The organism is Martelella lutilitoris (genome assembly GCF_016598595.1).
Taxonomy (GTDB): Bacteria; Pseudomonadota; Alphaproteobacteria; order Rhizobiales; family Rhizobiaceae; genus Martelella; species Martelella lutilitoris_A.
This window is the reverse complement of record NZ_CP066786.1, coordinates 311,306-323,663: the sequence shown is the minus strand read 5'-3', so window position 1 is coordinate 323,663 and position 12,358 is coordinate 311,306. Positions and strand designations below refer to the sequence as shown.

Sequence of the window (12,358 nt, the reverse complement as noted above, 5' to 3'; positions counted from 1 at the left end):
GCCATCGCAATAATGTCAGGCGAGGCAGATCAAACGCCGCAAAGGCTGACCGTCATGCCCATCTTCGCCGCCAGAGCCGCCTTGGCCATCATCGCCGTGTCGGCCTCCTCGGCGGAAAGCGCGTAAGCCACCTGGATGTGGTTGGCCTTGTGGCGGGCCATCATCTGGTCGCGCGAAACGCCGGTCAGCACCGCATTCATGATCGGCCAGGGATAATCCGTGGCGCGGCTGCGGCGCTCGCACTCTTCCGGCGGCAGCTTGACCGCCTGGCCTCGCCCGATATCCATGTGAAGCGCGCCGTCCTTGACGAAAATGCGGCTCCAGACGATCTCGCCGGGTTTGGCATAGCCCTTCAACGTGCCGCCGCCGAAGGGGAAGAACATGGACGGCTGACGATAGCTTTCGGAACCGGCCCAGCCGCCCTCGTGATGAGCAGGCGGCGCGGCGCCGGAGATCTCGAATACCCAGACGAAATCGTCACGCGAGCCGGACTTGTCGGCGTCGCCCCAGCGCAGATCGTGCAGCGTCGTTTCCACCGGCTGACCGAGCGCGCGGTGCAGGCGGTTGGTCAGCACCGCATCAAGCCCGGCGCATTCATCGACCTCGTTGAAATGCACGATCGCACGGCCATCGCGGATGATCGATCCGTCAGCGCGCGCAACCGGCGGGCGCTCGTCATTGTTGAGCATGCCCTCGACCAGATCGGAGGCCGGCAGCAGGTCCTTCAGCCCCTGCTGGTACTGGATGCCGATCGCCTCGCAGCCGAAGAAATCGGCAAGCCGGACCGCGGCGATATACATGCGGCACTGGTCGATGACCTGATCCTCGGTCAGTTCCTCCTTCGGGTCCGCGCCGAAATGGAAGGTCATGCCCTTGTCGAGCATCCATTGATAGGCCGCGCGCGCTTCCTCTTCGGGAACCTGTTTGGTCGCGTGATAGAGCGCTGACTGCGACAGCCGCTCCTTGAACACGCCGAGCGGCATCAGCATCTCGTCGGGGATGATGGCATTGTACATGCCCATGCAGCCCTCGTCGAAGACGCCCATGATCACCTTGTTGCCGGCCATATCGGCGGCGATGTCATCGGCAAGGCCTGCAAGCTCGGCGGGCACCTTCGCCGCATCGAACGCGCGAACATGGCTTTCGTCGTGGGCAATCGCGCCGCTCTCGAGCCAGCTTTTGAGGCCGTTGCGGAAGAAATCGTCCTCGAAAGTCTCGCTCCAGAGCGAGGAATAGGCGATGCCGGCCTTGGTCAGCGAACCGTTGAGGTTCAGGAGGCCGACGAGGCCCGGCCACTGTCCCGACCAGTTGGCGACCGTCAGGATCGGCCCCTTGTGCGAGGAAAGCCCCGGCAGGACGTGATGCGAATACTGCCAGACGGCCTCCGCCACGATGACCGGAGCATTCGGGTCGATCGTCCTGAAAACATCCATGCCCTCGCGCTGGGTGGCGATGAAGCCGTGACCCTCGGGCTTCACCGGATGGGCGCGCTTCAGCGTGTGCCCCATCTCGGCGACGACGGCGGCAAGCTTGTCCTCCATCGCCTTTTGCGTTGGCCAGCATTTGGTATTGGCGCTCTCGCGCAGGTCGCCGCTGGCCACCAGCATGATCTCGGTCATGTTCTTGTCCTCCCGATTGTTCCTGAAAACGTAGTCTTGCCGCACCTTGGCTGATTGGGCTCGACAGCAAATGTCGAAATTGCAGAAAAACCGCATTTTTCGCTTGCAGTTTCGTGTCAGCAACCTTGTTATCGCCGAAAAAGCCACTTGTCCAGACAGAAAGGGACGGTCTGGCGCTGCGCTTCCGGCAGCCTCTGGCGGCCGCTGGAATCTCTTCTCGGCCACGATGCGCGAGCGGAGGCGCGCCAGCGAAACGCGTCTCCGCTCGCTGCATATCCGGCAGGCCGGCTCAGGCCCTTCCCCGCCGGTGGCGGAACCCCTACTACTAAGCCACTGAAATGAATGCGTTATTTTCCAAATGCAAAAAAAACCAGAAATCCGTCATTTGCCTGTTGCATTTGAAATCGGGTTAGGCCATATACGCCCTCGTCGCCGACATGGTGACACCGCCGGTCACAGCCTTACCCCCGACCGGTGTTATGAGCGGGTGTAGCTCAGGGGTAGAGCACAACCTTGCCAAGGTTGGGGTCGAGGGTTCGAATCCCTTCGCCCGCTCCAGTTTCTCAGCATGTTATTTTCTCTTTTGTCTGCAAACATCAAGCCGGACCGGCAGAAGTCAGGCGAGATTCCGATGGCTGAGCTATGCTGGCATGCAAGTCTGCCTTTCGCCAGCCGCATGGCTGGGCCTGAACGGAGGCGGCCGCCGCTTTTCGAAAAGCTTGACAAAATCCAAAAAGAACAATAAATCCAGCACTATACAAATAAATTACTGCGAGGCCCCGGGAGAAAGACTGTGCGCTCCAGTTAACGTCAAGTTCCGCCTGTCTCGTTTGCGGCGAAAACAGACCAAAAAAGCGGCATCAGCTAATGACTTTTTTGCGGAGACGAGTTAGAACAGGATACATTCAATTCATCTTAACAATATAAGCGATTGCAAACACAGAGGGTGCTTCAGTGAGCGCGGCGGATTTTCAGGCCTCCCCCACGGCCCATATTCAGGAACTGACCTCATTGCCCCGTCGGGCATTTGGCCACGAGCTTGTTTTTTCTGACAATTCCAGAAAACGAAAACTGCAACTGGCGCTGAAGCGCCTGTTCGATATCGCCATTTCCTTTGGTGCGCTGGTTGCGCTTGCACCGCTTTTTCTGGTCGTGGCGATCCTCATCAAACTTGACAGCCCCGGCCCGGTCTTTTTCAGCCAGGTGCGCTGGGGCCGTTACGGAAAGAAGATCAACATCTTCAAGTTCCGCTCCATGCGCAACGATCTCGGCGACAAGACAGGCGTGAAGCAGACGGTCGAAAACGATCCGCGCATCACCAAGATCGGCGCTTTCCTGCGAAGGTCGAATATCGACGAGCTGCCCCAGCTCTTCAACGTCCTGCGCGGCGACATGTCGTTGATTGGCCCGCGCTGCCACGCCGTCGGCATGCTGGCGAGCGGCATGCTGTTCGAGGAACTCGTGCCGGAATACCACCAGCGCCACGTCATGCGCCCTGGACTGAGCGGCCTTGCCCAGATCCGCGGATGGCGCGGCCCGACGACCCGGCGCGGCGAGGCGCGCGCCCGCATCATGTGCGACCTTTATTACGTGTCGAACTACAGCTTCATGCTCGACATGCAGATTCTCCTGGCGACGATCCGCTCGGAAGTCGGTCGCGGCACCGGTTTTTGAGCCGCGTCGGGCCCGGGCGAAAATCCGACCCGACCCGTTGACCCTGTCACTTGCGAAAACGAGCCGCCAGCGTCTCGCGCCGGCGGTTTTCGGCTGTCGAGAGGGCGGGCGGAACGTTTTGCCCTACCAGCTTTTCAGCGCCCTCAGTTCCGGCGTCTTCTTGAACATGTGCTCGTCCATACGGGCAAGCAGGGTGTCGAGCGTGGAGACCCCCTCGCCCACTGCCGGCCCCTTGTTCAGCATCACGCATTCGGCGCGCGCGCCCATGGCCGCATCGGTCATCTCGCCGCGCGATGGCACGCCGGTCCTGACCAGATTTTCGAGCACCTGCGTCGCCCAGATCACCGGAATGCCTGCCGCCTCGCAGATCCACAGAATCTCCTCCTGCATTTCTGCCAGCCGCTCGAAACCGATCTCGGCGGCAAGATCGCCGCGCGCGATCATGACGGCGAACTCCCTTTTTCCGGCGGCGCGCGCGATCAGCGCCGGCAGGTTCTTCACCGCTTCCGGCCGCTCGATCTTGGCAACGACGCCGAGACCAGGGTTGCCGTTGCCGCCGGCGCCGAGTTCCCGATCGAGCAGGTCGAGGTCTTCCGGGCGCGAGACGAAGGAATAGCCGACCATATCGGCGCATTCGACCACGGTCGAAATATCGCCCTCGTCCTTGGCCGTCAGCGGCGAAAGGCCAAGCGCTGTATCGGGCAGGTTCAGCCCCTTTTCCGGCTTCAGCCGCGCGCCGTTGGCCTTGGCGCGTTCGACCCTGATCACCGCCATGCCGTCGCCAACCTCCGTCACCACGGTCTGCAGCTTGCCGTCATCATAGAGCACGCGGTCGCCGACCTTCAGCCGCGTCACCATTTCCGGCAGCGATACGCTGACGGCGAAGCGGACATCATCGAAAAGCGATGGTTCGCCCGAGGCCACCAGGCGGATGCGGTCGCCGACATTGGCCTTCAGCTTGCGTTCCGCGAGCAGGACCTGTTGGGTGCGGATCTTGGGGCCGGCGATATCCATCAGAACGGTGATGCGCCGCCCGGCCGCATCGCCCGCCGCCCGCGCATGCTTCGCCATGGCCCGCCAGGCCTCCGGTCCGTCATGGGCGCAGTTGATGCGGACGATATCCATGCCGCGGCGCACGAGATCGGCGACGAAGGCCGGGTCTTCCGCCGCCTCGCTCGCCAGCGTCACCATGATGCGGCTGCGCCGGTGCGCCGGCGGCGGACCGAACATCAGGTCGGTGGCCTGTTCCAGTCGCGCTTCGCCGGCGAAGAACGCCTCCGACGATGGCAGCGGCACGGGGCTCTGCCGTCCGGACCGCGCCGCAAGGGCGACAAGCACGGCATCGAGCGTCGGCAGGACCCGGCTTTCCAGCCGGCCGAGCGAGGAAAGCCCGTGGCGCATCAGCGCGCGCTGCAGCGGGCGCACGTCGTGGTGGCGCAATGCCAGGTAATGCGCCAGATTGACGATGCCCGGCAGCGACGCGGCCTCCGGACCGAAACCCTGCAGGATCGGGCGTGCCTCGTTTGCCACCAGGTCGCGCAGGCTTTCCACGCGCTCGGTCAGGCCCCAGACATCGTCCATGTCGGCAAAATGCTCGAAGGCAACCATGACCTTCTCCTCCCTTTCTCTCACCGTCACCAGATAGACCGATTTTCACGACCATTCCATGACAGGGATCATAAAGGGGCCGGCTTGCGCGAAGCGGACGGGCGGGTCTATGGAAGGGCGACCGGTTTTCCGGCTTTTGAATGCAAGGCAGGAGTTTCACATCATGCATGGCGAATACAAGGTTCCCGGCGGCAAGCTGGTGGTCGCCGACGTCGAATTGCGCGACGACAGGCTTTCCAGCGTCCAGATCGCCGGCGACTTCTTCCTCGAGCCGCCGGAGGCGCTTTCCGACCTCTGCGCCGCCCTTGAGGGCCTGCAGGCGACGAGTTCGGCCGAGGCCATGGTGGCGGCGCTGAAGGCAAAGCTCAGGCCCGATGCCGCCCTGATCGGCTTCAGCCTGGAATCGGTGGCGATCGCCGTGCGCCGGGCGCTGGGCGTTGCCAAGACCTGGCGCGATTTCGAATGGGAGATCATCGATACCGGCGCGGAGACCCCGGCCATGCATCTCGCCATAGACGATGTCCTGGCGCGCGCCGTTGCCGAAGGCCGTCGCGCGCCGACGCTGCGCTTCTGGGAATGGGAGCGCCCCGCCATCATCATCGGCGCGTTCCAGTCCCTGAGGAACGAGGTGGACCTGGAAGCAACCGAAAGGCTCGGCGTTCAGACCGTGCGCCGGGTGACCGGCGGCGGCGCGATGTTCGTCGAGCCGGGCACGGCGATTACCTATTCGCTCTACGCGCCGGGCGAACTGGTCGACGGCATGAGCTTTGCCGACAGCTATGCCTTTCTCGACAACTGGGTGCTGAAGGCGCTCAATGATCTGGGCGTCGATGCCTTCTACAAGCCGCTCAACGACATTGCGAGCTCGAAGGGCAAGATCGGCGGCGCAGCGCAGAAGCGCTATGGCGGCGGCACCGTGCTGCACCACGTGACCATGGCCTATGACATGGATGCCGACAAGATGATGCAGGTGCTCCGGATCGGCCGGGAAAAGCTCTCCGACAAGGGCACCAAGAGCGCGGCCAAGCGGGTCGATCCCGTCCGCAGCCAGACCGGGCTCGACCGCCGGGCGGTGATCGACCGGATGAAGGCGACCTTCATGGAACTGAACGGCGGGCGCGACGGCAAGGTGACGCCGGACGAATACAGGGCTGCCGGGGCGCTGGCGGACGAGAAATTCGCAACGCCGGAATGGCTGGCTTCGATCCCGTAAAGGCTTGCGACGATGGGCGGTTTCTTCCTCGGATGCGATATCGGCGGCACGGGCGCCCGCTTCGTCGTGGTCGATGCTGAGGGAAGCCCCGTCAGGCGCGGCACCGCTGCGGGCGCGAGCGCGCTCCTTGCCGCGCCGGGCGACCGGGCCCGCCTCGAGGCAAGTTTCACCCGCATCGGCGTAAGCCTGCCGCATCCTCTCAATGCCGCAATGATCGGGCTTTCCGGCTACGGACCGGAGGCCTTTGACGACATCGCCGGGCTCTTCACGCGAACAACCGGCATCGTGGCCGACAGCCTTACCTTGGTCGATGATATCGAACTCGCCTACCGCGTTCTCTTTGCGCCCGGCGAAGGCCATCTGGTTTCGGCCGGCACCGGTGTGATCGGCAGCCATTTCAGGGCTGACGGATCGCGGCTTCGCATCGGCGGGCGCGGGCTGATGATCGATGATGCGGGCTCGGGCGGCTGGATTGCACTGGCTGCCATCCGCGCGCTCTACCGAAGGCTGGACGAAGTCGGCGCCTATGGCGATATGGCGGTACTTGCCGCACAGGTCTTCGAGATGATCGGTAGCGCTGCCTGGGCGGACGTCAAGCGCCTTGTCTATGGCGGCGACAGGGGACGGATCGGCGCGCTTTCGCTGGCCGTCGCCAAGGCCGCTGATGCCGGCGACCCGTATGCGCAAGACCTTCTGCGAGAGGCAGGCCGCGAGATCGCACGGCTTGGCAATATCCTGATTGCCCGCGCCGGAAACCTACCCGTCGCCTTTGTCGGCGGCGTTCTGCGTCTCTCGCCGGTGACCGGAGAGACGATTGCGACAAATCTCGACGGCCGCGCACTGTTTCCCGAAGCCGATGTCGCAGAAGGCGCGGCGGAACTGGCGCGCCGGGCTTTTCAGCGCCAGTCGGAATAGCGGTGGCGCACGCCCTGGTAATCCTCGACCTGATAATCGCCCGCATCCAGCTCTTCCAGATAGACCGGCCCGACCGGCACCTTGCCGTGGCCGCCCGGGATATCGAGAACATAGGTCGGCAGGCAAAGGCCTGAGACACGCCCACGCAAGGCGCGCATGATGGCCTGTCCGCGCGTGATCGGCACGGCGAAATGGCTGACGCCCTTCGCATGGTCGAGATGGTGGAGGTAATAGGGCTTGACTCGGTTCGTCAGAAGCGCTCGAAACAGTGCGGCAAGCGTCTCGGCATCATCGTTGACGTCCTTGAGCAGCACGGTTTGCGAGAACAGCGGAATGCCGTTGTCGGCGAGCCGGGCCAGCCCCGCCTTCACGGCATCCGTCAGCTCGCGCGCATGGTTGACGTGGATGACGATGTTGACCGTCTTTCCCGACCGTTTCAGCGCCGCGATCAGCCCTTCGCTCACGCGTTCGGGGGAGACCAGCGGGGCGCGGGTGTGAAAACGGATCACGCCCACATGGGCGATATCACCCAGTGCTTGCATCAGTGATCCGAGCCGCCGGTCGGAGAGCACCAGGGGATCGCCGCCTGAAAGAATGACCTCGAAGATTTCCTCATGCGTACGGATATAATCAAGCGCGGTCTCCAGCTCCGCGCCATCAAGCGCGGCCTCCGGCTTGCCGACGCTTTCGCGGCGAAAGCAGAAGCGGCAATAGACCTGACAGCTATGGGTCGGCTTCAGCAGCAGGCGATCCGGATAGCGATGGGTAATGCCCTTTTCGCGCTCGAACACCTGATCGCCGATCGGATCCTCGCTTTCATCCTCATGATGATCGCGTTCGCGCGCATCCGGCACATACTGGGCGCGCAACGGATCGTCTGCGGCAGCACCGTCAAGCGCCTCCAGCACATGGGCGGGAATGCGGATGCGGAAGTTTTCCGCCACAGCCTCGAGCGCCGCACTGTCATCCGGATGGGCCAGGCCGTGGCGCACAAGGCCAGCCGCACTCACCACCGCTTTTGCACCGCTCTTCGCCATCTCAGCCGCACCGCCCGTCGCTCTGCAAGGTCCTGCCTTTTCCGACCCGCCTTCTACGCCATCCGACCGTCAAAACAAAGGGTGCGTTCGTGTCGCCAATAAATTCATATATCACTACATAATTGCGCTTGGCAGAATTAAATGGATGATCTAGTTTGCGGGGACGATTGGGAGGACATCCATGAAAACCAATGAAGGCGTCATCAAAACGTTCATCGAGGCCGGCATCACGCGCGGCTTCACCCTGCCGGGCCTCGGCATCACCTGGTCGCTGCCGGCCTTTTTCGACCGCAAGGACGAATTCGAACTGGTGCTGGCGCGCTCGGAGCAATCGGCCTCGGTCATGGCCCAGGTCGCCGGCAAGCTCACCGGCCGCCCCGGCCTGCTGATGGCACAGGGACCGTTTGCCTCTTCGACCGGCGCCTTCGGCATTCTGGAGGCCTATTTCTCGTCCTCGCCCATGGTCGTGCTCACCGATACGTCCTGCTATGACGGCTTTGCCCAGCACGGCGTCTACCAGACCATGACCGGAGACTATGGCGCGGGCGACGCCTTTGCCGTGATGAAGACGATGACCAAATACGCCACCTATGCGACGACCCCGCAGGAGGCGATCTACGGCACCCAGCTTGCCGTCAAGCACGCTTCCACCCCGCGCCAGGGGCCTGCCGCCGTGGTCATGCGCACCAATATCATCAAGGAAGACGTGCCCGACCATCCGCGCGCGAAACTCTATCCGACCGAAGGTTATCTGCGTTCGACCCCGATGAAGCCGGACGGCGATGCGCTTGCCGCCATCGCGGAAGCGCTGAAAACTGCCGAGCGACCTGTGATCATCGCCGGCAACGGCATCTATATGAGCCGCTCGGGCGAGACGCTGTCGCGCCTTGCCAATCGCGAGGGCATTGCGGTTGCCTCCAGCTATCACGGCAAGGGCACGATCGACGAGACCACGCCCGTCGCCGTCGGCATGATGGGCAACTGGGCGGCAAAATCCGCCAACCGCATGGTCCAGGCCGCCGACCTGATCCTCGTGCTCGGTTGCAGCCTCGGGCCCGAATACACCCGCTTCCGCGACGAAAAGATGATGAGGCCGGGCGAGCAGAAAATCATCCAGGTCGATATCGATCCGCTGCAGGCGGGCTGGGTCCTGCCGGTGGACATGGCAGTGACCGCCGATGTCGCCGACGTCGTCTCCTTCCTTCTCGACCGCCCCGGCGTCGACCAGGCGACGGCCGAGCGGCGCAAGGATTTCATCTCCGCGCTGAAGACCGAAAACCGCTATGGCGCGTTGCCGCATTACAAGACCCGACCCGGCACGGTGCATTACGCCGATATCATGCGCGGCCTCGACGGCTTCCTGACGCCAGACGACCTCCTCACGCTCGATGCCGGCACCAACCGTATCTGGGCAACGTCATCGCTGCCGCTGCGTTCCCCGCACCAGCTCGTCGCCCCCGGCGGGATCGGCGGCATGGGCTGGTCGACGCCGGCGGCAACCGGGGCCAAGGTCACCTGCCCGGAAAAGCGCGTGACCGGCGTCATTGGCGACGGCGGTTTCGTCATGACCATGGACGCGATCGCGACGGCTGCCGAACAGAACCTCGACGTCGTCTATGTCGTCGCCAACAATGCCGGCCTCGGCATGGTCCGCGACAATCTCGGCAACAAGGCCATCGGGGTAAACTTCGGCGATCATGACTTTGCCAAGGTGGCCGAGGGTCTCGGCGGCTCCGGCATGACGGTGACGGACGCCGACCAGATCGGCGATGCACTGCGGGAAGCGCATGCGCGCGGCGGCCCGGTGGTGCTCGACGTCAAGGTCGATCCGGCGGCCAGCCATCGCGACTGCTCCGACTATGACGACCTGCCGGACAATGTTTCGCTGAAATAGAAAAGCCAGCGCATGCAGCCCTGAAACCCAATGACAGACAGGCATGTGATGGGCTAAACAGGCACAATGAGCGAGGAAAACGACAATAGCGGCCAGCCGGTCAAGCGGCGCGGCCGCCCCCGGCAGGATATCGGGGCCGCCGCCATCAACGAGGAACGTCCCTTCGTCAGCTCGCTGGCGCGGGGACTGTCCATCCTGCGCGCCTTCCGGGCCGAGGACAAGGTTCTCGGCACCCAGGCGCTTGCCGAGCGCACCGGCCTGCACAAGACCACCGTGTCGCGCCTGCTCGGCACGCTGACCAAGCTCGGCTATCTGCGCTACATGCCCGAATACGGCAAATATGCCGTCTCCAACGAGGTGTTGACGCTCGGCTATGCCGCGATCGGCCGGTTCGGCTTCGGCGAGCTGGTGCGCTCGCACATGGATCAGCTTGCGGCCAATGGCGATTGCGTCGTCGCGCTTTCCGTGCGCGACGGGGCGGAGATGATGTTCGTCGAACTGGTGCGCCGGCCGACTGCGGTGGCGCTCAACCTCAATGTCGGCTCCCGCATTCCGCTTGCCGAAAGCGCGCCGGGCCGGGCCTATCTCTTCGCGCTTTCCGGGGAGGATCGTGAAGCGGCCTTCACGCTGCTGAAGGGCGTTCACGGCAAGGCCTGGGAGGCGCAGAAAAAGCCGGCGCTTGAGGCCGCGCTCGAGCGCATGGCCCAGACCGGCTATTCGGAATCCTTCGGCGAATGGGTGCCCGACCACAATGCCATCGGCGTGGTGCTGCATGCCCCGATGACCGGAGACATCTACACGCTGAGCGTCGGCGGCAATGCCCGCAACCTGCCGGAGGAAAAGCTGAAAGCCACGCATCTGCCGATGCTGATGCGCGCCGCCCAGGAGATATCCGCCCTGTCCGGCGTCAATTTCTGAGGCCCGGCCTCAGTCGTCCCAGCCGATCTCGGTGAGTTCCGGGCAATTCGCAAATCCTTCGCCAGACCCGGCAGGAAACCTGACAATTGCGCACACCGGCAGGAGGTGCGTGGGGTTTTCGCCGAAGTTTCAGCATCGGCATCCTGACAGCTGTCAAATGGGCTTGAAGTTGCTTCGCCTTTGCCGAAAAGCAGTCGTAACAAAACGAAAAATCTTCGAAAATTTCACTTGAAACGGCCGCATTGCGGGTCTTTCCTGAGGCTGTGACCGGCAGCGCCTGTCGGCGCGTCCGATCATCATGTGCGCGGATCAACCGCGGCAAAGATTGGAGGCTCACAATGATCTCGACAACCATTTTTCCCGGACGTTATGTCCAGGGCGCCGATGCCATCGGCCAGCTTGACGCGGAAATCGCCCGTCTGGGCACCAAAGCGCTCGCCATCATCGACAAGGGCGTGATGGCGCTGGTGCGCGATGCCGTCAGCGACGGCGGACAGGCAACGGTCGCCGTGGAGGCATTCAACGGCGAATGCTCGGACGAGGAAATCGCCCGTATCGGCCAGCGCGTCGCCGCCGAAAATGCCAATGTCATCGCCGGCATCGGCGGCGGCAAGGCGCTTGATACGGCCAAGGCGGTGGCCCACGCGGCGGGACTTCCCGTCGTCATCGTGCCGACGCTCGCGTCCACCGATGCGCCCTGCTCGGCGCTTTCGGTGATCTACACCGCGGAAGGCGCCTTCAAGCGCTATCTGGTTCTCCCGAAAAACCCCGATGTCGTTCTGGTCGACACCAAGTTGATCGTCGGCGCGCCGGTGCGGCTGTTCGTCGCCGGCATGGGCGACGCGCTGTCCACCTGGTTCGAGGCCGAGGACTGCCGCCATACGCAAAGCCCCAACATGACCGGCCGCGTCGGCTCGATGACCGCCTACGGTCTTGCCCGCATGTGTTTCGACACGCTGCTGGCCGATGGCGCGGCGGCAAAGGCGGCGGCCTCGCAGAAGATCGTGACGCCCGAATTCGAGCGGGTGGTGGAAGCCAATACGCTGCTCTCCGGGCTCGGCTTTGAAAGCGGCGGCCTTTCCGGCGCGCACGCGATCCATAACGGCCTCACGGCGCTTCCAGGCACGCATGCCTACTGGCACGGCGAGAAGGTCGCGATCGGCACGCAGGCGCTCGTGATGCTGACGAAACGCCCGCGCGAGATCGTCGAGGCCGTCTACGGCTTCTCGGAGGCGATCGGCCTGCCGATGACGCTTGCGGATATCGGCATCGGCGAAGCCAGTGACGCCGATCTTCTCAAGGTGGCAAAACTGGCCTGCGACCCGGCCGACACCATGGGCAACGTGCCCGGCACCGTTAGGCCCGAAGACGTCGTTGCCGCCATCAAAGCCGCGGACGCCGAAGGGCGAAGCCGCAAGGCAAAGCGGCTTGCCGCGTGAAAAGCGGTTGCGGAGATCTCGAGGGCCTGGCCGCGCGCCCG

General features: G+C 63.6%; 9 protein-coding genes and 1 tRNA gene. 7 read left to right on the top strand and 3 right to left on the bottom strand.

Translation table 11 applies throughout. The features are described 5' to 3' along the window. Window positions 1–29 precede the first annotated feature (29 nt). The gene (locus JET14_RS01550; protein WP_200336500.1) at window positions 30–1,619 is read right to left on the bottom strand and encodes a fucose isomerase; all 1,590 of its coding nucleotides are present in this window, start codon (window positions 1,617–1,619) and stop codon (window positions 30–32) included. Between the two features lie 483 nt (window positions 1,620–2,102). Here JET14_RS01550 and JET14_RS01545 point away from each other — a divergent pair. Both JET14_RS01545 and JET14_RS01540 read left to right on the top strand, forming a co-directional pair. Beyond that, window positions 2,103–2,177: transfer RNA gene (locus JET14_RS01545), tRNA-Gly, on the top strand. 513 nt (window positions 2,178–2,690) lie between these two features. Next, window positions 2,691–3,293 (top strand): sugar transferase, encoded by a 603-nt coding sequence (locus JET14_RS01540; protein WP_024708899.1) that lies wholly within the window; start codon window positions 2,691–2,693, stop codon window positions 3,291–3,293. Between the two features lie 123 nt (window positions 3,294–3,416). Here the strand turns inward: JET14_RS01540 and JET14_RS01535 are convergent, their stop codons facing one another. After that, window positions 3,417–4,901, bottom strand: coding sequence for a pyruvate kinase (locus JET14_RS01535; protein WP_246750457.1), 1,485 nt, complete (start codon window positions 4,899–4,901; stop codon window positions 3,417–3,419). Window positions 4,902–5,064: 163 nt separating this feature from the next. Here JET14_RS01535 and JET14_RS01530 point away from each other — a divergent pair, with 163 nt between their 5' ends. Continuing rightward, on the top strand, window positions 5,065–6,114 hold the full coding sequence (locus JET14_RS01530; protein ID WP_200336499.1) for a lipoate--protein ligase family protein: 1,050 nt from the start codon (window positions 5,065–5,067) through the stop codon (window positions 6,112–6,114). Between the two features lie 12 nt (window positions 6,115–6,126). Next, the gene (locus JET14_RS01525; RefSeq protein ID WP_200336498.1) at window positions 6,127–7,029 is read left to right on the top strand and encodes an N-acetylglucosamine kinase; all 903 of its coding nucleotides are present in this window, start codon (window positions 6,127–6,129) and stop codon (window positions 7,027–7,029) included. Here JET14_RS01525 and JET14_RS01520 read toward each other — a convergent pair. Then, window positions 7,011–8,066, bottom strand: coding sequence for a lysine-2,3-aminomutase-like protein (locus JET14_RS01520; protein ID WP_200336497.1), 1,056 nt, complete (start codon window positions 8,064–8,066; stop codon window positions 7,011–7,013). The two genes, JET14_RS01525 and JET14_RS01520, sit on opposite strands and share 19 nt — an antisense overlap. A gap of 181 nt (window positions 8,067–8,247) precedes the next feature. Here JET14_RS01520 and JET14_RS01515 point away from each other — a divergent pair, with 181 nt between their 5' ends. From JET14_RS01515 to JET14_RS01505, 3 genes are all read left to right on the top strand, one after another. Beyond that, entirely contained in the window at window positions 8,248–9,960 is a 1,713-nt protein-coding gene (locus JET14_RS01515) for a thiamine pyrophosphate-binding protein (RefSeq protein ID WP_200336496.1), read from the top strand. A gap of 66 nt (window positions 9,961–10,026) precedes the next feature. After that, on the top strand, window positions 10,027–10,878 hold the full coding sequence (locus JET14_RS01510) for an IclR family transcriptional regulator (protein WP_200336495.1): 852 nt from the start codon (window positions 10,027–10,029) through the stop codon (window positions 10,876–10,878). A gap of 338 nt (window positions 10,879–11,216) precedes the next feature. After that, window positions 11,217–12,317 (top strand): glycerol dehydrogenase, encoded by a 1,101-nt coding sequence (locus JET14_RS01505; RefSeq protein ID WP_200336494.1) that lies wholly within the window; start codon window positions 11,217–11,219, stop codon window positions 12,315–12,317. Window positions 12,318–12,358 lie beyond the last annotated feature (41 nt).

Excerpts from the sequence above, each read along its gene's own strand:
- JET14_RS01550 (WP_200336500.1), bottom strand. The coding sequence starts at position 1,619 with ATGACCGAGATCATGCTGGTGGCCAGCGGCGACCTGCGCGAGAGCGCC.
- JET14_RS01535 (WP_246750457.1), bottom strand. The coding sequence starts at position 4,901 with ATGGTTGCCTTCGAGCATTTTGCCGACATGGACGATGTCTGGGGCCTG.
- JET14_RS01530 (WP_200336499.1), top strand. The coding sequence starts at position 5,065 with ATGCATGGCGAATACAAGGTTCCCGGCGGCAAGCTGGTGGTCGCCGAC.
- JET14_RS01525 (WP_200336498.1), top strand. The coding sequence starts at position 6,127 with ATGGGCGGTTTCTTCCTCGGATGCGATATCGGCGGCACGGGCGCCCGC.
- JET14_RS01520 (WP_200336497.1), bottom strand. The coding sequence starts at position 8,066 with ATGGCGAAGAGCGGTGCAAAAGCGGTGGTGAGTGCGGCTGGCCTTGTG.
- JET14_RS01515 (WP_200336496.1), top strand. The coding sequence starts at position 8,248 with ATGAAAACCAATGAAGGCGTCATCAAAACGTTCATCGAGGCCGGCATC.
- JET14_RS01510 (WP_200336495.1), top strand. The coding sequence starts at position 10,027 with ATGAGCGAGGAAAACGACAATAGCGGCCAGCCGGTCAAGCGGCGCGGC.
- JET14_RS01505 (WP_200336494.1), top strand. The coding sequence starts at position 11,217 with ATGATCTCGACAACCATTTTTCCCGGACGTTATGTCCAGGGCGCCGAT.